Raw genomic sequence first — 20,781 nt, 5'->3', positions numbered from 1 at the left:
CATGGCATTATTTGAATCAATCACCCAGTCAGAACCGACCAAAAAACTGACCATGGATGCGCCTGTCGAGTCTTTATTTAGCAAGACGGCAAGCAAATTGGTCGGTAAGCCAATCAACCGTGTTGATGGTTCGCTAAAGGTTAGCGGTCAAGCAAAATACAGTGCCGAAATACACTTGGACAATCAAGCCTATGGTGTATTGGTAGGCGCGACTATTGCCAAAGGTCAAGTTGAGAGTATCGATAGTGACTCTCTAAAGGGCATTCCTAATATTATTAAAGTCGTGACCGATCCTGAACACTTTTTGCGTAACTCCCAGCAAGGGACACAAACCAAAGCACCCAAGCAAGGGGTTAGCGAGATTTTTTATCATGGTCAGCCTATTGCTGTCGTGGTTGCTGAGACTTTTGAGGCGGCAAGAGAAGGCGCTAAAGCGCTGAAAGTGACTTATAAGGATGAGACTGACCAAGCGGCATTGAACTTTACTCAAGAACTCTCTAACGCACATGCGGTAGATGAAAAAAAAGGCTCTGATAAAAATAATGTCCAAGGCGATCCAGACCAAGGCCTAGCAGATGCTAAAGTAACGATCGATCGTTTTTATCATACCCCAAGTCAAAACAGCTCAGCCATGGAGCCACATGCGACGTTGGCGCATTGGGAAGACGACAAGCTCGTTCTTTATACAGCCAATCAAATGCTGGCTTCTTGTAAGCAGCAAGTGATGGATGCGCTAGACCTAAATGAAGACCAAGTTCAGTTGATCGCGCATTATGTTGGTGGCGGTTTTGGTAGTAAGCTTGGTATTGCCCCTGAATCCATTGCTGCTGCTATTGCTTCAAAGGATCTTGGTCGTCCGGTATTGATTACCATGACTCGTCCACAAGTGATGGAAGCAACGGTCAGACGCTCAAACACACGTCAGCGTATTGCCATTGGATGCGATGAGCAAGGAGTCATTAATACTCTGATTCATGACTCTATCAGCAGTAATTTACCTGGTGAAAGCTTTTTTGAGCCATCTGCCTTGTCTACCCATTATTTATACCGCGGCGAAAACCGCCGTGTGAATTATGAGATGGTAGATATGAACCAAGTATTGTCAGGTTCTATGCGTGCGCCTGGTGAAGCGGTAGGTATGATCGCGCTTGAATGTGCCATGGACGAGCTTGCCACACAGTTGGAGATTGATCCAGTTGAGCTACGCCGTCGCAATGAGCCAGAGCAAGATCCGAGTCAAGACATTCCTTTCTCAACGCGCCAATTGATTGCCTGTATGGAGCAAGGTGCTGAGCATTTTGGTTGGAGTGAGCGAAATGCCAAGCCTGCCAGTCAGCTAGACGGGGACTGGTGGATAGGTACAGGAATGGCAGCGTCTTCTCGTGGCAATTCGTTACAGCAGTCAGAAGCCCGAGCAACGTTGCAAGTTGATGCCTCAAAAGAGCTGGGCGTCAAAGCTGTGATTGAGACAGACATGACAGACATCGGTACTGGTTCTTATACGGTGTTTTCACAAATCGCAGCTGATATATTGGGTTTACCAATCGATCATATTGAGATGAAGCTCGGTGATAGCGCACTGCCACCAGCGGCCGGTTCGGGCGGTAGCTTTGGTGCTGCAAGCTCTGGTAGTAGTATTTACCTTGCTTGTGAGCAGCTACGAGATATGCTAGCTGACAAAGTCGGGCTTTATGCTGACACGATTCAGCTTGATAAAGGTTTTATCAAGAAAGCAGGTGAACACGATCTGACTGCGGTAGAGAAAGCTAAAGAAAGCAGCCAAGCGTTCGCTGATAGCACCATTGATAAGATATCGGAAACAACAGGGATTTCATTATCAGAAAATGTGCTAGCGGAACAGTCAGAATCAGAAAAATATAACTTTGATAATACAGAGTCTTACGCGCTTGCAGAAGTAGTCGCTGGCTATGATGAGCAAAAAATCAGTGCCAAAGGTCAGATAAATCCAGGTAAGAATGGCAAAAAATATCGTCAATCGTCGTTTGGTGCTAACTTCGCTGAAGTCGCTGTTCATAAAGTGACAGGTGAGATTCGGGTCAAGCGCATGACAGGTGCATTTGCCGCTGGCCGTATTCTTAACCATAAGACAGCAACCTCACAATGCTATGGTGGTATGGTATTTGGTATTGGCTCAGCGTTGATGGAAGAAGTCATCCATGATAAACGTGACGGTCGTCTCTGTAACCATGACCTTGCCGAGTATCATGTGCCAGTTAATGCGGACGTACCGCAGTTAGATGTCATATTGGTAGAAGAAGACGATCCTTATACCAATCCAATGCATATCAAAGGTATCGGTGAGACGGCTATTGCAGGTGCTGCCGCCGCAATTGCTAACGCTGTCTATAATGCAGTTGGTGTCCGTGTGTACGATTTCCCTATTACGCTAGATAAGCTACTTTATGAGATGCCAGAGTAGTTTTATCAGCTTATGTATGACAAGAACCCGCTTACTGAGCGGGTTTTTGTAACTGGGTCGGTAGTATATTTTAGTACTATCAAAAAATTCATTATCAAAGAAATAATTATTAAATAAGAGGCATTATGAATCAAGTCGCTGACATTCTTAAGTTGGCAAGCGAGGCTCAGCAGCAAGGTATCGATGCTGTATTGGCAACGGTCGTACATACTGAAGGCTCAGCATATCGCCGTGCTGGTGCGATGATGCTTATTTGTGAAGATGGTCGCTCAGTTGGAATGATTAGTGGTGGCTGCTTGGAGCCACATATTATCAAACGTGCCTTTTGGCTCACGCGTGACGGTGCCAATGTGCAGGTTTATCAGACGGGTGATGACATTGAATATGCCGAAAATGGTCAAGCGCAGGTACAGGTAGCGATCAACAAAGAAGCTGGTGATACAGATGATCTAGACGACTTGGATGGCCTGGATGACATGGACTTTGATGAGTTGAATTTTGGACTCGGCTGTAATGGACGTGTGCATGTGCTGTTTGAGCGTCCGGCAACAGCTGCACCATTGTTAGAGTTAGTTCGTCAGGTTCGACGTAATCAGCAGCCAGTTATGGTCGCTACTTTGATACGCGCCAACGGTTGTCAGAATAATGAGTTGCCAATAGGCATGCGCATCAATTTAGAGGAATATCACAATTCGAAAAATTTACCAGAACAAGAGATAATAAATTCTTCGAATATAATTGCCGATATCGTAGAAGCGTTAGCAGAGTACAAGCTGTCTGAGAGCAATACTGAATACGTGACGATAAAAACGGACGAGGCAACCACCGAGTGGCTCGTACAACGCTTGCAACCACAAGTGCGTTTATTAATTTGTGGCGCAGGTAATGATGTGATGCCATTGGTGACCATGGCCAAGCTACAAGATTGGCATGTGACAGTTATAGATAGCCGCGTGCAATATGCGACTCGTATGCGTTTTCCTCAAGCAGATGTTGTGATGTCGCTATCTTTAGATGACAGTGATACGTTGCTAAAGCTGAGTGATAACGCTGCGGTTGCTCTGATGTCACATAGCTTGACTCAAGACCGCGCTCGCTTGGCGATATTGTTAGCACATTCGCAAAATTATAGATATTTAGGTCAGTTGGGGCCGCGATATCGTACAGAGCGCTTGATCAATGAGATAAGCGCCAATATGGATCATCCTGCTATCTTGGATGCGGGTATCCATAAATTGCACTATCCGATTGGCTATAAGCTTGGCGGCGATGGCCCTGAAGCGCTCGCGCTTGGTATCATAGCGCAGATAAATGCAGTCATGCATGGGCAAGCTGCACCACAAGAGTTTGCTCACAATGAAGTCTCGAATTTAGTAGCAAGCGGTGGTGATATGGACGCCGATATTGTGGCAAGTCTTGTATGAGTAGTGGCACGCCTATGAAAGACGCTAATAGACCGACACAGAATCATGCAGTCATTGTATTAGCAAGTGGCCTCAGTCAACGTCTTGGTCAACCTAAGCAGCTACTCGTTAAAAATGGCGAGCCACTGATCACTTATATGATTGGGCAGGCAGTGAGTACCAATCCGCAGGCCATCGTTGTTGTGGTTCCTAATAAGCATTCGGTAATTGCCAATATAGTGACCCAATGGGCTGATCAATATCCAGCGGTTAAAATGGTAGTAAATCCAAAACCTGATACAGGCATGGCGAACAGTTTGCGTTTGGGTATTGAAGTCATCGCTAGCCTTGAGACTGCGTTAATCGAGCGCGTGCTCATTATGGGTGTTGATCAAATTCTACTAGATGAGCCACATTTAACCGCTTTACTGGCTGGTGAACAGTCTGTAGTGGCAAGTCGCTATTATAGTTGGCACAACTGCCAAAATTTAGGTGAAGCAGAACTTAATAATAACTCTGCCACCAATAAATCCACAAGCAATATCATTGGTCTACCTTTAGTCATTAACTATAAACTGCTTAGACAATGGCAGGCAATGTTAGCAGGAGATAAAGGGTTAAGGCATTTGATTAGAGGGTTACCAGCCGATCAAATAGGTACAGTGATCAACGATAATCTTACCTATGATATTGATACGCCCGAACACCTAACCTATGCTAGACAACAAGGCTGGCTGGATAAGAAATTCTAGCGATAATAAGTATTAAGCGACCGACATGACAAGTATGATAGAAACCGAACGACTGTACTTAAGACAGTGGCAAGCGAGCGACTTTGCGCCATTCGCTGAAATGAATGCCAATCCTGAAGTAATGGAATACTTTCCCAAATTATTACCTACTTCTGTGAGTAATACTATCGCCAAAAAATGCCAGACGCTGATTGAGGATAATGGGTGGGGGTTTTGGGCGGTGAGTCGCAAGGGCTGCTCAAACAAAAGCGATGATTTTATCGGTATGGTTGGGTTAAATAACGCGCATGCTGATATGCCGTTTTCTCCTTCTGTTGAGATTGGTTGGCGATTGCACAATGATTATTGGGGATCAGGGTATGCGACCGAGGCCGCGCAGGCTGCTTTGCGCTATGCTTTTGATGTTTTAGAACTTAACGAAGTCGTTGCCTTTACTGCCGTGATCAATAAGCGCTCGCAAAAGCTTATGGAGCGTCTTGGTATGACTGATACGCAAGACAATTTTTATCATCCTATGCTTGATGCCAAGCACCCACTTGCTGAGCATGTTCTATATAAAATCACGCGTCAGCAGTGGCAAGCCCTTAGCGCATAATGGACTCTATTTATCTGATACGGCCGATCTTGAAAACGTCAAAATATGTCCCTTAAACGGCAACTCTAGATAAGTCGTATTTTCAGGTTTGACATGCTGACTACTAAAGCCAAACTCGATCATTTTATTGGTTAGCTTGTTTTTGCGACCGCGACCAGGGTCGACCACGATGACTTCACAGGTTGGCAGCGCATGGCGCTCGATGAATTCAGCCAATATATCGATATGCTGGTCTTCATAGAGCAAGTCACTGCCGATAATGATATCAAACTTGCCAAGATGGCTATTGTCCTCTGACCAGTCCAAACGCTCAAAATTAATCTCTTTGTTATTATTTAGCGTGGTATTTCTATCCAGGAAATACTCAACCGTTGGATGATAGTCGGTCGCTGTGATGTCCGCATGTCTATGATTGAGCAGGAGACTAGATAGCGCCATGCCGCAGCCCACCTCCAAAATCCGTTTGCCCGCGATATCGTAATCGAGCATATGATTGGCAAGCACTAAGCTTGATGGCCATATGACGCCAAACATCGGCCAAGACGCCGAGCAAATGCCTAAATTCAACGCCTCATCATCAGGGTCGCTAAATTGCTGATTGTCACGCAGGGTGCAAATATGAATGTCAGTGTTGCCAATTTCGATCGTTTGATAGCGCACGCGCACGGTGGTCAGCGAAGTCATAAACTGTCCTAAAAAAGAAGCAAAAATGCAAGGTTTGGCAGAGGTTGCCACTGTCGATGAGGTAGGACGTTGGAGGCGATAATTTAAATCTTTGAAATGGTATAAACTCGATTTTGTAGAAGCTGATATCTTGCAGAAATTTAATCGGCAACAAGATAAGCGTGCGAAGAGTATGCATCAAATATTGACAAGTTATTGTTAATTCTGAAGGTATTGTTATTGCTGCGCAAAATCGCCCAGCACTAGAAAGTAATAGAAAGGAAAGTTATTAAGAAGCGGATGGTTATAAGAGAGGAAAGGGCGCTCGACCTAAGACAAGCGCACTTATGTTACTATGGTATGAAGGAATTGTGTTGAGTAATGGCTTAACTCCATCAACTAAGAAACTTTAGACCAGATGTCTTGAGCGCCCATACCAGCTCTACAAAGGCGCGACTGTTGGTTAAGGGTTCGCCATCGATGATGAGCACATAACCTGCGCCATCGATCCATAAAAACACAAAGCTGGTCTCAGGAATAAGTAAATCAACTTGCTGAAAAAATGAAATCGCTTGACTCTCTACTGCCCAGCCGCGCTGTTTTTGGCGAAGCATAAATCCTGAAAAATCAGCAGCGGCGACACTGAGCATGTCCGCTTCTTCTTGACTATAACCAATCCGAGCCAAACAAAATCCTTCATCAGAGCCAATCGCTGCACGGCGTTTGCCAGATAAGCTCGCGACCACATAAGGCAAAAATTGATCCAATGGCAAATTGGGTGCTGGCAAAAGCAAAGACAGTTTTTCAATCCAGCCTTGCTCGATAAAGCTTTGTAACCATATATCAGAATAACGCTGCAACCAATCAGCGGCGAGTAGCGTCTGCCCATAAGACAATAAATCTTGTAGCGCCAACTGCTCGTCAGTCGGCTCATTTTGTGAAAACGCCTCAAAAATACCAGCGGGCGTTAAGGTCAGATAGGTTTTATCAGCATTCAAGTAAGAGGACATAGCGGCTACCGTAGTGATGAAAGGGTGATAAAAAATATTTAAGGTGATAAACGAATGATGATCTATCGTGTAGTAGAAGGTCTAATGGTTTGATCAAGATGCTGTTGGCAATTGTCCCAGCGCTTATCAAACTGCCAATCACTTTTGCCCAAGCTAAACCATACTAATGAAAATGCCAGACGATCGTTGCGCGCCGTACAGTAGGCAAAAAACTCATTCTCAATTTGCTCAATGGTGCCCCAGTCCTGGCTAGCACGTGCTTGCATCAACTCGCTTGTGATGTCTTTAGCGATTTCTTTGGCATCATCACTACTGATACGCAGTCGTTGTTTTTGCTCATTGAGCGAAGGCGACACCAGTACACTCCAGCGAGTGGCAAGCATACTGTTGCGCTGAATATAGCTTTTTTTATCAATACAATCGCGAAACCCTTGCTGGGCATCAGGGTACAAGCGATCTTTAATACGCGTAAATAGATTATTGACATCGTACGGAATATCAAACCAGCAACCATAGAAAAAGTCCGCTACAGCGCCTTGTAACGGTTCTTTTTCAGTCATCAGTAAGGCGGCGTTGATGCGCTGCTCGTGAAAGTGACGGTTATTGGGTGCCAAAAACACCTTGCGCGAGTAAAGTCGAAATACTCGGTGCGCGACTTTCTCATTTTCTTTGATCAGGTCTGCATCAGACATCATAGTATCCTCTTGTCATAGCCGTGATGGCAAAAAGCGCAACAAGCCACAGCCTAATTCTGTAAAACGAAGTGCGATATCAATAAAGCTAATAAGCGATCAGTCCAATAACGTCTGCATCAAATCAATCATGAACTCAGCATCTTCTTCACTCATCGCCTCAAACCCCTGCGGCATACCTAGTTCAGTCAAGGCTTCTTTACCATCGTCATCGCTATGCAAATCAAGAATGGCATCTATAAAGAGTTGCGCATCTGGGAAGTCATCTTTGATAAGCAGGACGTGGCTAATATCTGCCAAATCGCTCTCAATCAGTACCGATAGCTGAGCTTTGGTTAAGCGTGAAAAGCTGTGAAATATCTCCGCTAAGAAAAAGGCAGCTTGGGCATCGCCTTTGATCACTTTGCGGGCGGCTGCTTGATAGGTCTCAGTCACATCCCAGTTAAGATCAGATTCTTCTATATCGACAGCTTCTAGTAAACGCAAACCAATCAGCTTGACGTCGCGGTTGTCTGCCATCGCCACAGTTGCACCCGCATGGATATCTTCTAGGCGGTCGATATCGCTATTGGCCGCTGCTGCAATCACCATCTCATCAGACTTACCGATAGGACGCGCAATGGCTTGATAGCCTTGCGCGCGTATCAGGGCGGCTGCATCAAAGGGGTTGGCGTAGATAATTTGAATATCACCTGCATCGATCAATGCCTCTTGCTCAGCATGTGATGCTGGAATATTAAGATGCATATTTAGGTTGGCACGTTTTTGTATCAACGTATTGAACATGTGCCAGCCTGCAAAGCGCTCAGGCGAAAAATCAGGGGCGATTAACATATTGTGTGTCGTCATGATTTAGCCTTCCTCATGTTGTTTCATTTGGGCGTACTGAGCCATTGCCGCTTCGATTTTGCTGCGTGATGGCTTACGGCGTACTGAGGTATATCCTACAGTTTCGCCGCGGCGAACGTTGGGCACGACCGTGGCATATACCCAGTAGTGACTACCGTCTTTACATAAATTTTTGACATAGCCATGCCATTTTTGTCCAGACTCAGCAGTATCCCACAGGTCTTTGTAAGCGGCTTTTGGCATATCAGGATGACGCAGAATATAGTGCTGTTGGCCAATTAGCTCATCGACGTGGTAGCCACTAATCTCGACGAAGGCGTCGTTGACGTGAGTGATAATGCCGTCTAAATCGGTACGCGAGACAATGAGCTTACCATCTGGGTAGGGACGCTCTACACCTGTATCATAGACAGTCCGTGACGTGCCATCATAATAGGTTAGGGTGATTTGCTCAGCAGGCAGGTCAGGCTTGTGTGCATCAGGGATTGGAGAACCCATGGTCATCTCCTTTATTAGTCGTTATATTTATAATGAGTAAAAAGCGAATAAATAAGGTGCTTGTCAAAAGCTAAAGCTACCAATCAAATGAGTTTTGCAAGGGCTTCTGAAGCACGCTTGATGTCTAAGAATATCAAGCCAAGCTTGGCATTGGGCTTTGCCATGATGGTGAGGACTGCTTCTTCGCCTGATGAAGTCATGATCACATAGCCTTTTTCGCCTTGAATCATGATGCGATCGATACTGCCGCGTGCCAATTCACGGCCTGCACGGTCGCCCAATGATAGCAGTGCCGCTGACATCGCCCCAACACGGTCTTCATCAACGCCAGTTGGTAGAGCTGAGGCAATCATCAGACCATCGTTAGAGATTAGGGCAGATGCTTCAACATCTGCTGATGAGCTGTTTAAGTCTTCCAATATCTGTTGAAATGAATCTGTACGCATATCGCTTTCTCTATACTGTGTGTTAATTTTTATTTATGAACTATAGTTAGCCAAAAATAACCCTGTTTAAAAAAGGGTATTATAAATCCTTACTAAAAATATTGATATAGTAAGTCCCTATTTAAACTAAGGTTATAAAGGTTTTTTCTTTAATTTCATAAATTTTTTAATATTTTTACCAAAAAAAGCCCCAATCATTGTATGACTAGGGCTTTTTAATTGAGATAAATAAAAATGTATTGACTATATGGTCTCGCGCCATTGTCCTTGAATCATAATCCCTTGGATAGGGTTCAGCCCCATCTGATAGGCCAAGTCAGCAGGGCGGGCGATATCCCATAGTGCTAAATCAGCATCACAGCCAACTTCGATTTTTCCTTTATTAGGTAGCCCCAAAGCCTGCGCCGCATAAACCGTCGATCCTGCCAATACTTCTTCAGGGGTGAGGTAAAAAAGCGTACAGCCCATATTCATCGTCAATAGCAGCGACGTTAATGGTGAGGTGCCGGGGTTACAGTCAGTTGAAATCGCCATCGGGACGCTATGCTTGCGCAGTGCCTCAATCGGTGGCAACTTAGTGTCACGTAACGTATAAAACGCTCCGGGTAATATCACCGCAACCGTATTACTAGCAGCCATTTTTTTGATGTCTTCTTCTGATAAATGTTCTAGATGATCGCTAGATAGCCCTTTGTATTCGGCAACTAAAGCGCTACCGCCGATATCAGATAACTGCTCAGAGTGCAGTTTGACCGGCAGGTCTAATGAGCGCGCAACCTCAAAGACGCGTCTGATTTGATCGCTACTAAACGCAATGTTTTCACAAAAGCCATCGACCGCATCGACCAAGCCTTCTGCATGTAGAATCGGTAGCCACTCGCAGACTTGCTCGATATAGTCGTCCGCACGGTCCTGTATATTAGACTTGTACTCAGGTGGCAAGGCGTGCGCTGCTAGATACGTGGTACTCACATGAATGTCATACTTTTCGCCAAGCTGGCGCGCAACAGTAAGCATTTTGCGCTCAGTGTCTAAGTCGAGACCATAACCTGACTTGATTTCGATACTGGTGACGCCTTCTTTCATCAGCGCGACTAGGCGTTTTTCACTTTGGGCAAATAGTGTCTCAATACTAGCCGCGCGGGTGGCGCTCACGGTTGCGACAATACCGCCACCTTGTGCGGCAATGTCTTGATAACTGGCACCTTGCAAACGCGCTTCGAACTCATTGCTGCGGTTGCCGCCATAGACAATGTGTGTATGACAGTCGATAAGCCCTGGGGTCAGCCATTTACCATCGGCGTCTGTAATTTGGTTCTCTTGATAATGAGGCAGATGAGTAGCGATTTGCTCCTGTGTACCAATCCAAGCAATTTTGCCGTCTTTAATACCGATAGCGGCGTTCTCTAGCTGACCGTATGGGATGTTATCAGTATCTGAATTCTCGTAAATATCGAAACCATAGTGTGCTGAAAACGTTGCAATGTTAGCATTGATAATGAGTTGATCAAACGATGTCATCGTAGATTCGTAGAGCATCTGCTCTTTAAAATTTTCTGATTCATTCATAGTATGCTCCTAATTATTGGGAGGCGAGCGATCTTTGTTTGCAAGACCTTTACTTGTAAGATCTAAGCGCTAAGTAAGTGCTGCTCTACAATCGTTGCCAGCAGTCGAGCAGCGACTTTGCAGCTACGATTATCCACATCAAAGGTCGGGTTGATCTCAGCAATATCGGCCATTTTTACTTTACCTGATGACATAATCAGCTTGACCATACGCTCAACAAAAACCAGCTCAATACCAAAGGCGGCAGGTGCACTGACACCCGGGACGACACTAGAGGGGAGGCAGTCCATATCAATGGTGAGATAAACAATATCAACCTGATCTATGAAACTTTTGATCTGCTCAGCAAGTGTATCCCAAGGCTGATAATGACAGTCTTCATCGCTAATGACTTGCACGCCTAATTGCTCGGCGCGATCGAAGAGCGCGGCGGTATTAGAAAAGCGACTGACGCCTATACAGCAATAATGAAAGGGCTGATCGCGTGTATCAAGGTGCTCAGCAATTTGACGAAACGGTGTCCCAGAAGTCGCCACATCAGACTGACGAATATCCAAATGCGCGTCAAAATTAATGATTCCGATAGTCGGTGCTGTATGTGTGCTGGTAGCCGTATCATTTGTTTCTTTCAACGCCTGCCATAATCCCAAAAAGCTACCATAAGCGATGGCATGACCACCGCCAAGGCCAATAGGTAGGCCACCTTGTTTGACGATAGTGCTCACTGCATCGGCGTATTTAATCTGAGTTTGCTCAAGGGTACGCTCGGCAAAGCCATCATTATCATCACAATGAATGTCACCCGCATCACCCAGTAATGAGGGTAGTTGACCATCAAAGCGTTGTTGCAACTCGGCAATGACTGGCAATGCAGCGAACGCGCGACGAATCAAAGGTGGTGCTGCTCTTGCACCCACGCGCCCTTGATTGCGTCTGACCCCTTGGTCACACGCAAAACCAACCAGCCCAATATGCTGCTGCTCATAAGGCTGGGCGAGCTGATACCAGTAGCGGGCGCGTGAAGTTTCGAACGGCTCAGCACGGCCTGTCCACTGAGTCATATCAGCGCCTGTATAGCTAATGGGTGTGGTTGCTACTGTCATCATTGCTTTCCTTGTACCAATTAACCGTTACTTAGACTCGTACCAGTCGTGACGTAGTTCTTGCCAATGCTCAGCAAGTGTACCGTCTAATACCAGCTGCTTGGCGGCTTCGATATCAGGCGCTAGGTAGCGATCTTTATCATAGAACGTGACTTGCTCGCGTAGTTTCTGATGCGCAACTGTCAACGGCTCTGATGTCTCTAAACCGCGATGGAAGTCGATGCCTTGACCAGCGGCGAGCAGCTCAATACCGATGATAGTCGCTGTGTTGTGTGCCATCTCATATAGTCGGCGAGCACAATAGGTGGCCATCGACACATGATCCTCTTGGTTGGCAGAAGTCGGGATACTATCGACGCTACCAGGATGAGCGATAGATTTGTTTTCAGAGGCCAATGCTGCGGCGGTCACATGCGCAATCATAAAGCCTGAGTTTACCCCAGCGTTATCGACTAGGAATGGTGGCAGACCGCCTGACAGCGTCGCATCAATCAGCAAAGCAACACGGCGCTCAGACATCGAGCCAATCTCGGCGATTGCCAAGGCCAAAATATCCGCGGCAAAGGCGACAGGCTCGGCATGGAAGTTGCCGCCTGAGATAGCAACTGGGCCATCTTCGTTATTAAAGATAAGCGGATTGTCTGTTACCGCATTCGATTCGATGAGTAGCGTTTTTCCTGCTTGGTTGATGATATCAAGACAAGCACCCATGACCTGCGGCTGACAGCGCAAGCAGTAAGGGTCCTGTACGCGATCGTCTTGCTCACCATCATGCGAGGCGCGGATAGCACTGCCTTTGATTAATTGACGGTGTGCTTTGGCGATTTCAATTTGACCATGATGACCACGTACTTCGTGAATACGGGCATCAAATGGTGAATCCGAGCCTTTGGCCGCATCAATCGACAGTGAGCCGACGATGGTGGCTGTCTCAAGTAAATCTCGCGCTAAGAAATAACCACGTAATGCTAGTGCCGTTGATACTTGTGTACCGTTGATGAGCGCAAGGCCTTCTTTGGCTGCCAATGTAATCGGCTCAAGTCCGTGCTGCGCTAAGGCATCAGCGGCAAGGACTTTTTTCCCATCGACATAGACGTGACCTTCACCCATCATAGCTAATGTCATATGTGATAGTGGCGCTAAATCACCAGAGGCACCAACTGAACCTTTGGCTGGGATATTTGGCGTGATTTGATTGTTGATTAAACCAAGTAAGCTATCAACCACCTCACGGCGTACACCAGAAACACCTTGTGCTAGGCTGGCAACCTTCATCACCATAATCAGTCGTACCACACCGTCTGGCAATGCGTCACCAGTACCTACCGAGTGAGAAACGATCAGGTTACGCTGTAGCAGCTCAAGCTGGTCATCACTGATACGTGTCTTGGCAAGTAAACCAAAACCAGTATTGATGCCATAAGCGCTCTTGTCACGGGCAATGATGGTGCGTACATCTTCGTGCGAGGCATCAATCGCCTCATAAGCACTTTCAGGCAGTGTCAGTACAACGGGCTGATCGTAAATGTCACGTAGCATCTCAAAGCTAAGCTGGCGTGGGTGTAGGGTTAATTGTTTAACATTATTCATGGAGGTAATCCTAGTATTGTAAGCAGTGTTAATTATATTATTTTTAAGGCATATCGTTGTGAGGTTAAGCTGTTTGGGCCCTTTTAGATCATTTAATGTATCTTCTTTGATGTCATTTTTATTAACCAATCCAGTTCATATACAGTGCCAATTGTCCAAACGCTGCGGCTAGCAAAATACTAAGAACCACGCGTTCAAACCAAATAATGACCATTTTACCAACAGAGACTGGGATTTCGGTAGCCAGTACACAAGGTATCATGGCTGAGAAAAACAGTACGCTGCTAATAGAGATGACCCCTGCCACATAGCGCGTCAGTATATCTGCGTCACTTAGCAGTAGTGCTGGCAAGAACATTTCAGCCAATCCTGCTGACATTCCTTTGGCAGCGACAAGAGGGTCTGGTAGGCCGCCAAGCCATGTGAACGGATAAAGCAGCAAGCCTAACGCATCGAACACGGGCGTATATTTTGCTAATAGTAATCCGGTCAGACCGACAGCGATGATAGAAGGCACAATAGCAGCGGCCATCGTCAGACCATCACGAAAATTAGACCATAAGATTTGTTTGAGGTCAGTTGCTTGACGGGAAGTGGACAAACCCAAATCAAATGCTGCTGCTAGTCGTTTACCTCTTGCGTGATCAAGGGTTGGACGATCAACCTTATCATCAAACAGACTGATGGGCGGAATCCGAGCAGTAATCGCAGTGACAATAAAGGTAATTACTAGCGTTGACCAAAAAAAGAGGTTCCAAAATTCCATTATCCCAAGCGTTTTGGCCACAATCACCATAAACGCTGCTGATACCGTCGAAAATCCAGTCGCGATGATAATGGCTTCACGCGCTGAATATTGCTTTTGTAAGTACACGCGATTGGTAATGAGTAGACCGATAGAGTAGCTACCGACAAAAGAAGCAACGGCATCAATCGCCGATGATCCGGGCGTTTTCCAAATAGGTTTCATGATTGGCTGCATGAGCACACCAACCATTTCGAGCAAACCAAACCCAACCAAAAATGCCAATATCAATGCCCCGATTGGTACAATCATGCCGACTGGTAATGCCAGTTTTTCAAACAAAAACGGCAGCATGTCGGCTTCCATCATGAAGGCAGGCGCAGCGCCAGCAACATACATCACCGCCAATATTAGACCAATCACTTTAAAAGTGGTCATAATCATGTGAGTGATATTCTTATTCCACGAGCCGTCGATAAATGGTTTACTCACGCCATAGAGCATGAGTAAAAACAATAACGTGACCGACAGAGTATGCTGCTGAGTAACCAAATAGGTCGCGCCATGATCGAACAAAATCGTGCTTTTTTCACCAATGGTAAACGGCACAAAAAACATCACCAGACCGATAGCACTAAAGACAATGAGCTGTATCAGTGCCACAGGGGTCGAGAGCAGTTTTTTTGACGATGTCGTTGCATTGTCATCGTGCAGATCAGATGTTGTATTTTGCTCAATCATATTATCCTCCTTGATAAATCGGCGGTTATGTCCTTATGTCAATTCATCGCTCATAAGGATAATAGTTAAACTATTTAATCATTGGCAGGTTTAGACCGTAATCTTTCGCTGTTTTAATTGCTAACTCATAACCTGCATCGGCATGACGCATAACGCCTGAACCGCAGTCATTGACCAGCACGCGTGATAAGCGTTTGGCTGCGGCATCTGTACCGTCTGCGACGATGACCATACCTGAATGCTGCGAGTAGCCCATGCCGACGCCGCCGCCATGATGCAATGAGACCCAAGTCGCGCCGCCTGCGACATTGAGCATGCCGTTCAACAGTGCCCAATCAGATACCGCGTCTGAGCCATCTTTCATGCTTTCTGTTTCGCGGTTGGGGCTGGCAACAGAGCCTGTATCTAAGTGGTCGCGACCAATGACAATGGGGCCTTTTAGCTCACCGTTTTTGACCATTTCATTAAATGCCAAACCTGCTTTGTCACGTTCGCCAAGACCTAACCAGCAGATACGCGCAGGCAAGCCTTGGAATTGAATACGCTCTTTTGCCATATCGAGCCAGCGATGGATATGTTGGTTTTCAGGGAACAGCTCTTTGATTTTTTGATCGGTCTTATAGATGTCTTCTGGATCACCTGAGAGCGCCACCCAGCGGAATGGGCCTTTTCCTTGGCAAAACAGCGGACGAATATAAGCGGGGACAAAACCTGGGAAATTAAAGGCATCTTTGACGCCTTCGTCAAACGCAACCTGACGGATATTATTGCCGTAATCGGTCGCTGGGATATCCATCGCTTGTAGGTCCAAAATCGCTTGGACGTGTACGGCACAAGATTGAGCAGCGGCTTTGGTCAATCCTGCATGTTGCTCTGGATCTTCTTGAGCTGCTTTCCATTCTTCAACAGTCCAACCGCTTGGTAGATAGCCATTGATCAGGTCATGCGCTGAGGTTTGATCGGTGACCAAATCAGGCTTCATGCCGCCAGCATTAGCGCGTTTAACCATTTCAGGCAAGATATCTGCGGCGTTACCGAGTAGGGCGATAGAGACGGCTTCGCCCGCGTCCGTATGTTGTTTGATCAACTCATAAGCATGGTCAAGATCGTCTGCTTGCTTATCGACATAACCAGTACGCAAACGGAAATCGATACTCGATTGCTGACATTCGATGTTCAATGACGTTGCGCCTGCAAAGGTTGCGGCTAGTGGCTGCGCCCCGCCCATACCGCCAAGACCCGCGGTCAAAATCCAGCGACCCTCCCAGCTGCCATCATAATGCTGACGACCTGCTTCGACAAAGGTCTCGTAAGTCCCTTGCACGATGCCTTGCGTACCGATATAAATCCAGCTACCTGCTGTCATCTGACCATACATAAACAGGTCTTTGCGATCGAGCTCATTGAAGTGCTCCCATGTCGCCCAGCGCGGCACAAGATTAGAATTGGCAATCAAGACGCGCGGTGCATTTTCGTGTGTTTGGAAGACGCCTACGGGCTTACCAGACTGTACTAATAACGTTTCGTCGTCTTCTAACGCTTTTAGCGATTCTAAGATCTGATCATAGCTCTCCCAATTGCGGGCTGCACGTCCAATACCACCGTATACCACAAGGCTTTTTGGGTTTTCTGCTACATCAGGATGTAGATTGTTTTGCAGCATGCGATACGGTGCTTCGGTCAGCCAGCTTTTGCAATGTAGTGTGCTGCCTGTAGGCGCGGCGATATCGCGAGACTCATCACGGCGGGTAAGTTTATTGTTGGTTCCGTTTTCAGTAGTCATGGTCATATCCTTGTGGTAGCTAATAGGGTAATAAAATAATCAGAGTAGGTGTTTTACAGTCAGTCTATAAACGCATCGAAATATCGAGTAGCTAGGTCAAGATTTTTAGACTGGTTATAAATTGTATATACAAATTATCAAAGATACTTTTTTCATGCAAGGATTTTTTGATAAAAATTAGAATTAATGAAAAAAAGAGCATAACTGATACAGTGATATGAATAAGAGTTCGCATGATTGTCGTGATATTATGGCGCTACTCTTATTAGCGGAACTGACGGTTTAAAACAAATATGACAAAAACGATTCCGGCGTATCAGCGGATTAAAAATGCGATATTAGACAATATTCATTCTGGCAAATGGCAAGCAGGCAATGCGATCTCTACAGAAATGGCACTGGCTGAGGAGTTTGGCGTTTCGCGGATGACGGTGAATCGCGCGCTCAAAGAGCTAAGCGAAGAGCGTGTATTGGAGCGGCGTCAAGGCTCAGGGACGTTTGTCGCACAGCAGCAGTTCAATCATACCTTTGTGGAAGTGCGTAATATCGCAGAGGATCTCAAATCTGCCAATCGCGATTATGAAGCAAAGGTAGTGAGTAAGCGCGCGGTCACAGCCCCGATGCTCGATGATGAGTTGCGCCGCAAGTTTGGTATTGATGAAATGGCTACCGTGACTCATACAGACGCTAGTGATGCACCGATTTTATACGAGGTGAAAATCATTCACGTTGCAGATGGTCAGCCCATACAGTTTGAAGAGCGCTGGGTCGATGCCAAAAAAGTGCCTGAGTTTATCAAGCAGGATTTTACCGTGGTTAATACCAGCGATTATTTGGTCGCCAAAATACCGCTAGAGAGTGGTAGCTATACCATACGTGCGCTTGCAGCACCAGTAGAGGTGGCAGATGCGTTGCAGATTGCAGCGCAGTCACCAACGCTCGTGTTGCGTCGCCAGACTTATTCAGCCGGTCAGGTCGTCACTTTTGTGAAGATGTGGCATGCCGGTGATCGATATCAATTCTCGGGTGAGCTGTAGTCCGGTATTAATGACAGTCACTACCTGACTTATACTCACTGATTTTGTACGTTTTTTCTGTCTAAAGTGAGATACTATATCCATGAGCTGCGATTTACTTAGCAGCAGTAGCGATTTATTAAAGAGCAATCCGATCGTAATACGCTTAAAAAATTCAGAAATAATAGGGAAGCCGCATTGAAAAATATGCTGAGCGACCTCAAATCGAGCAGCCAAAGCCGAATATTGCAGGGCGGTTACTATATTGCCCTCTTGTATCGGCTTTTCCCTATTTATTGGCGCTAACCATTTTCACTTATTCATTTACTCTTATAAGGACGTCTTATGAAACGTCGTACTCTTTTAGCCCTTGCTGCTAGTACTGTTTTGCTTGCCGCTTGTGGTCAGTCTAATACTAATGAAGCTGATACTACTGCCACTGACACTGCGTCGACAGGCGGTTCTGATTTGCTGCAACGTATCAATAACGGCGGCACGATTAACGTCGGTACAGAGGGTACGTATCCTCCGTTCACGTATCATGATGAGAGTGGCAAGCTGACAGGCTATGACGTCGAAGTGACGCGTGCGGTCGCGGAAAAACTGGGCGTTGATGTTGAGTTTAAAGAGACTCAGTGGGATGCGATGCTAGCAGGTTTGGATTCAAAACGCTTTGATATGGTGGCCAACCAAGTCAGCTTAACGACGCCTGAGCGTCAAGCTAAATATGACAAATCTATGGCTTATAGCTGGTCAGGCGCGGTTGCATTGGCACCGACTGATGACAACCGTTATAGCTCTTGGGATAACCTAAAAGGTTTACGTACGGCGCAATCACTTAGCAGTAACTACGGCGAGCTGGCAGAAAAATACGGCGCAGAAATTGTCCCTGTCGATGGTATGGCACAAGCGATCCAATTGGTTAAACAAGACCGTGCTGACTTTACGATGAATGACAATCTAGCGGTACTCGATTATCTCAAAAAATTCCCAGATTCTGATCTTGAGATCAAACTGACAGCCCCACCAAGTGAGCAAACAGGCTCAGGTCTCGTGCTTATCAAAGGCAACGATGAAGTTGTGGCAAAATTGGATGAAGCAATGGCAGCACTCGCCACTGATGGTACACTCACCAAACTTAGTGAAGAGTTCTTTGGTGCTGATGTAAGTCAACAAAAATAATGTTAGCTTCTATCACATCTGTGCTCGCTGAATTATTGGCATTATTGCCATTCATGAGTCCTGATCGAGCACAGATTGTCATCTCGTCGTTTTGGCCAATGCTCAAAGGCGGTATCTATTATTCGATACCGCTGGCATTGATCTCATTTGCTATTGGTATGGCGATTGCTTTGACCGTTGCATTGATTCGGATTGTACCGCGTGCTGGTTGGTTCCATGAGATCATTTATCGCTTGGCTCGTATCTATGTATCCGCGATTCGTGGTACACCGATGCTGGTTCAACTGTTTATTATTTTCTATGGTTTACCAAGTGTGGGCGTCAAGCTCGATCCGTTTCCTTCAGCGATTATTGCATTCTCGCTCAATATTGGTGCGTATGCATCGGAGACGGTACGCGCTTCGATTTTGTCTATTCCAAAAGGGCAATGGGAAGCGGGTTCAACTGTTGGCTTGACATATCTACAGACATTTCGTCATGTGATTTTGCCACAAGCGCTGCGCGTGTCGGTGCCGCCATTATCTAACACCTTTATCAGCTTGGTAAAAGATACTTCACTTGCTTCACTGGTATTGGTCACTGAGCTATTTAAACAAGCGCAGATCATCACAGCACGTAACTATGAATTTATGCTGGTGTATACCGAAGCGGCGATTATTTATTGGGGTATCTGTCTGTTCTTGACCTTTATCCAAGGCAAGCTTGAAACCAGATTGGATCGTTATGTAGCAAAATAAGCTACGTAGTAAAATAAGTCATGGCTCAATAGACACTCGCAAATATAGACCAGCACAACAGGAATTTTTATGATCAAAGTCACTAATATTAATAAAGCCTTTGGTGGCAATCAAGTGCTGAAAGGCATCGACTTGACCATTCATAAAGGCAAAGTGGTCGTCATATTAGGACCTTCAGGCTCTGGTAAAACCACATTTTTGCGTTGTCTTAATGCGCTGGAGATTCCTGATAAAGGTGTCATTGCGTTTGATGATGATAGCTTAAAAGTTGACTTTGCGACTAAGCCAAGCAAAAAAACGCTGCTCGCTTTGCAGCGTAAATCTGGCATGGTGTTTCAGTCTTATAATTTGTTCCCGCATAAGACAGCCATTGAAAACTTGATGCTTGGGCCTACTGTCGTACAAGGACAAAGCAAAGCGCAAGCACGTGAGCAGGCTTTGGTCTTGCTAGATAAAGTAGGGCTATCAGACAAAGCCGATCTCTATCCATTCCAATTATCTGGTGGTCAGCAGCAGCGTATTGGTATCGCCCGTGCGCTCGCGATTGAGCCGTCGTTGTTACTGTTTGATGAGCCAACGTCTGCACTAGATCCAGAGCTGGTACAGGATGTCCTTGAAACCATGAAGCAGCTCGCCTCTGAAGGTTGGACGATGGTCGTGGTCACTCACGAAATCAACTTTGCCCGTGATGTGGCAGACCACGTGGTCTTAATCGAAGACGGTGTCGTTGTCGAAGAAGGCAGCGCTAAGCAGTTGTTTGAAGATTCAAAGCATCCACGTACGCAAGCGTTTCTACAGCGTATCAGTGAATAGTGATACTCAGATTAACGCTATTGATTGAGCGTTTACTATATTAATCTGAATAAAAAAAGCCCCAATCATGTGGTCATTGTGAACTGACCCCCATAAGTTGGACACAACTTATGGGGTATTTTTATGCGTTACGATCTGGACTTTAAGATGCAAG

Annotated in this window: 19 protein-coding genes; 8 read left to right on the top strand and 11 right to left on the bottom strand. The window is 46.0% G+C overall.

What is annotated here, in order from left to right; genetic code table 11:
- Position 1: 1 nt before the first annotated feature.
- From ACHUET_RS13780 to ACHUET_RS13765, 4 genes are all read left to right on the top strand, one after another.
- The gene (locus tag ACHUET_RS13780) at positions 2-2,440 is read left to right on the top strand and encodes a molybdopterin cofactor-binding domain-containing protein (RefSeq protein ID WP_394213627.1); all 2,439 of its coding nucleotides are present in this window, start codon (positions 2-4) and stop codon (positions 2,438-2,440) included.
- A gap of 125 nt (positions 2,441-2,565) precedes the next feature.
- Positions 2,566-3,864 carry an XdhC family protein gene (locus ACHUET_RS13775; protein WP_394213626.1) on the top strand — a complete coding sequence of 433 codons (1,299 nt, stop codon included), beginning with the start codon at positions 2,566-2,568 and terminating at the stop codon, positions 3,862-3,864.
- Positions 3,861-4,595 (top strand): nucleotidyltransferase family protein, encoded by a 735-nt coding sequence (locus ACHUET_RS13770; RefSeq protein ID WP_394213625.1) that lies wholly within the window; start codon positions 3,861-3,863, stop codon positions 4,593-4,595. The genes ACHUET_RS13775 and ACHUET_RS13770 overlap by 4 nt, the downstream gene beginning before the upstream one ends.
- A gap of 34 nt (positions 4,596-4,629) precedes the next feature.
- Positions 4,630-5,190, top strand: a complete 561-nt coding sequence (locus ACHUET_RS13765; protein ID WP_394213673.1) for a GNAT family N-acetyltransferase — start codon at positions 4,630-4,632, stop codon at positions 5,188-5,190.
- Between the two features lie 6 nt (positions 5,191-5,196).
- Here the strand turns inward: ACHUET_RS13765 and ACHUET_RS13760 are convergent, their stop codons facing one another.
- From ACHUET_RS13760 to hutU, 11 genes are all read right to left on the bottom strand, one after another.
- Positions 5,197-5,874: a class I SAM-dependent methyltransferase gene (locus ACHUET_RS13760; RefSeq protein ID WP_394213624.1), complete on the bottom strand. Its 678-nt coding sequence runs from the start codon at positions 5,872-5,874 to the stop codon at positions 5,197-5,199.
- Between the two features lie 374 nt (positions 5,875-6,248).
- Positions 6,249-6,863, bottom strand: coding sequence for a hypothetical protein (locus ACHUET_RS13755; RefSeq protein WP_201599568.1), 615 nt, complete (start codon positions 6,861-6,863; stop codon positions 6,249-6,251).
- Positions 6,864-6,925: 62 nt separating this feature from the next.
- Positions 6,926-7,555 carry a hypothetical protein gene (locus ACHUET_RS13750; protein WP_238038111.1) on the bottom strand — a complete coding sequence of 210 codons (630 nt, stop codon included), beginning with the start codon at positions 7,553-7,555 and terminating at the stop codon, positions 6,926-6,928.
- Between the two features lie 99 nt (positions 7,556-7,654).
- Positions 7,655-8,404, bottom strand: a complete 750-nt coding sequence (locus ACHUET_RS13745) for a PhnD/SsuA/transferrin family substrate-binding protein (RefSeq protein WP_394213622.1) — start codon at positions 8,402-8,404, stop codon at positions 7,655-7,657.
- Between the two features lie 3 nt (positions 8,405-8,407).
- Entirely contained in the window at positions 8,408-8,902 is a 495-nt protein-coding gene (locus ACHUET_RS13740) for a PAS domain-containing protein (protein ID WP_394213621.1), read from the bottom strand.
- Between the two features lie 83 nt (positions 8,903-8,985).
- Entirely contained in the window at positions 8,986-9,348 is a 363-nt protein-coding gene (locus tag ACHUET_RS13735; RefSeq protein WP_040641606.1) for a roadblock/LC7 domain-containing protein, read from the bottom strand.
- Positions 9,349-9,591: 243 nt separating this feature from the next.
- Positions 9,592-10,917 (bottom strand): imidazolonepropionase, encoded by a 1,326-nt coding sequence (gene hutI / locus ACHUET_RS13730; protein WP_394213618.1) that lies wholly within the window; start codon positions 10,915-10,917, stop codon positions 9,592-9,594.
- A 62-nt stretch (positions 10,918-10,979) separates the two neighbouring features.
- Positions 10,980-12,020 (bottom strand): formimidoylglutamase, encoded by a 1,041-nt coding sequence (gene hutG, locus ACHUET_RS13725; RefSeq protein WP_394213671.1) that lies wholly within the window; start codon positions 12,018-12,020, stop codon positions 10,980-10,982.
- Between the two features lie 27 nt (positions 12,021-12,047).
- A complete protein-coding gene (hutH, locus tag ACHUET_RS13720; RefSeq protein WP_394213617.1) occupies positions 12,048-13,610 on the bottom strand; it encodes a histidine ammonia-lyase in 1,563 nt (520 codons plus the stop codon).
- 121 nt (positions 13,611-13,731) lie between these two features.
- Positions 13,732-15,096: a YjiH family protein gene (locus ACHUET_RS13715; protein WP_394213615.1), complete on the bottom strand. Its 1,365-nt coding sequence runs from the start codon at positions 15,094-15,096 to the stop codon at positions 13,732-13,734.
- A 70-nt stretch (positions 15,097-15,166) separates the two neighbouring features.
- Positions 15,167-16,879 (bottom strand): urocanate hydratase, encoded by a 1,713-nt coding sequence (gene hutU, locus ACHUET_RS13710; RefSeq protein WP_394213613.1) that lies wholly within the window; start codon positions 16,877-16,879, stop codon positions 15,167-15,169.
- A gap of 293 nt (positions 16,880-17,172) precedes the next feature.
- Between hutU and ACHUET_RS13705 the strand changes: the two genes are divergently transcribed.
- The 4 genes from ACHUET_RS13705 to ACHUET_RS13690 all read left to right on the top strand — a co-directional run bounded on the left by ACHUET_RS13705 (position 17,173) and on the right by ACHUET_RS13690 (position 20,627).
- Positions 17,173-17,916 (top strand): UTRA domain-containing protein, encoded by a 744-nt coding sequence (locus tag ACHUET_RS13705; protein WP_394213611.1) that lies wholly within the window; start codon positions 17,173-17,175, stop codon positions 17,914-17,916.
- Positions 17,917-18,240: 324 nt separating this feature from the next.
- Complete coding sequence (locus ACHUET_RS13700; RefSeq protein ID WP_394213609.1) at positions 18,241-19,077, top strand: amino acid ABC transporter substrate-binding protein; 837 nt, start codon at positions 18,241-18,243, stop codon at positions 19,075-19,077.
- Positions 19,077-19,814 (top strand): amino acid ABC transporter permease, encoded by a 738-nt coding sequence (locus ACHUET_RS13695; RefSeq protein ID WP_075106828.1) that lies wholly within the window; start codon positions 19,077-19,079, stop codon positions 19,812-19,814. Before ACHUET_RS13700 ends, ACHUET_RS13695 begins: the two co-directional genes overlap by 1 nt.
- A 69-nt stretch (positions 19,815-19,883) precedes the next feature.
- Positions 19,884-20,627 carry an amino acid ABC transporter ATP-binding protein gene (locus ACHUET_RS13690; protein WP_394213607.1) on the top strand — a complete coding sequence of 248 codons (744 nt, stop codon included), beginning with the start codon at positions 19,884-19,886 and terminating at the stop codon, positions 20,625-20,627.
- Positions 20,628-20,781: the final 154 nt, after the last annotated feature.

It is taken from the genome of Psychrobacter piscatorii (assembly GCF_043641605.1).
Lineage (GTDB): Bacteria > Pseudomonadota > Gammaproteobacteria > Pseudomonadales > Moraxellaceae > Psychrobacter > Psychrobacter piscatorii_C.
The sequence above is the reverse complement of the archived record's forward strand: the minus strand, read 5'-3'. Positions and strand labels throughout refer to the sequence as shown.

Coding starts and splice junctions, on each gene's coding strand:
- ACHUET_RS13780 (WP_394213627.1), top strand. CDS start 2: ATGGCATTATTTGAATCAATCACCCAGTCAGAACCGACCAAAAAACTG.
- ACHUET_RS13775 (WP_394213626.1), top strand. CDS start 2,566: ATGAATCAAGTCGCTGACATTCTTAAGTTGGCAAGCGAGGCTCAGCAG.
- ACHUET_RS13770 (WP_394213625.1), top strand. CDS start 3,861: ATGAGTAGTGGCACGCCTATGAAAGACGCTAATAGACCGACACAGAAT.
- ACHUET_RS13765 (WP_394213673.1), top strand. CDS start 4,630: ATGATAGAAACCGAACGACTGTACTTAAGACAGTGGCAAGCGAGCGAC.
- ACHUET_RS13760 (WP_394213624.1), bottom strand. CDS start 5,874: ATGACTTCGCTGACCACCGTGCGCGTGCGCTATCAAACGATCGAAATT.
- ACHUET_RS13755 (WP_201599568.1), bottom strand. CDS start 6,863: ATGTCCTCTTACTTGAATGCTGATAAAACCTATCTGACCTTAACGCCC.
- ACHUET_RS13750 (WP_238038111.1), bottom strand. CDS start 7,555: ATGTCTGATGCAGACCTGATCAAAGAAAATGAGAAAGTCGCGCACCGA.
- ACHUET_RS13745 (WP_394213622.1), bottom strand. CDS start 8,404: ATGACGACACACAATATGTTAATCGCCCCTGATTTTTCGCCTGAGCGC.
- ACHUET_RS13740 (WP_394213621.1), bottom strand. CDS start 8,902: ATGGGTTCTCCAATCCCTGATGCACACAAGCCTGACCTGCCTGCTGAG.
- ACHUET_RS13735 (WP_040641606.1), bottom strand. CDS start 9,348: ATGCGTACAGATTCATTTCAACAGATATTGGAAGACTTAAACAGCTCA.
- hutI (WP_394213618.1), bottom strand. CDS start 10,917: ATGAATGAATCAGAAAATTTTAAAGAGCAGATGCTCTACGAATCTACG.
- hutG (WP_394213671.1), bottom strand. CDS start 12,020: ATGACAGTAGCAACCACACCCATTAGCTATACAGGCGCTGATATGACT.
- hutH (WP_394213617.1), bottom strand. CDS start 13,610: ATGAATAATGTTAAACAATTAACCCTACACCCACGCCAGCTTAGCTTT.
- ACHUET_RS13715 (WP_394213615.1), bottom strand. CDS start 15,096: ATGATTGAGCAAAATACAACATCTGATCTGCACGATGACAATGCAACG.
- hutU (WP_394213613.1), bottom strand. CDS start 16,879: ATGACTACTGAAAACGGAACCAACAATAAACTTACCCGCCGTGATGAG.
- ACHUET_RS13705 (WP_394213611.1), top strand. CDS start 17,173: ATGACAAAAACGATTCCGGCGTATCAGCGGATTAAAAATGCGATATTA.
- ACHUET_RS13700 (WP_394213609.1), top strand. CDS start 18,241: ATGAAACGTCGTACTCTTTTAGCCCTTGCTGCTAGTACTGTTTTGCTT.
- ACHUET_RS13695 (WP_075106828.1), top strand. CDS start 19,077: ATGTTAGCTTCTATCACATCTGTGCTCGCTGAATTATTGGCATTATTG.
- ACHUET_RS13690 (WP_394213607.1), top strand. CDS start 19,884: ATGATCAAAGTCACTAATATTAATAAAGCCTTTGGTGGCAATCAAGTG.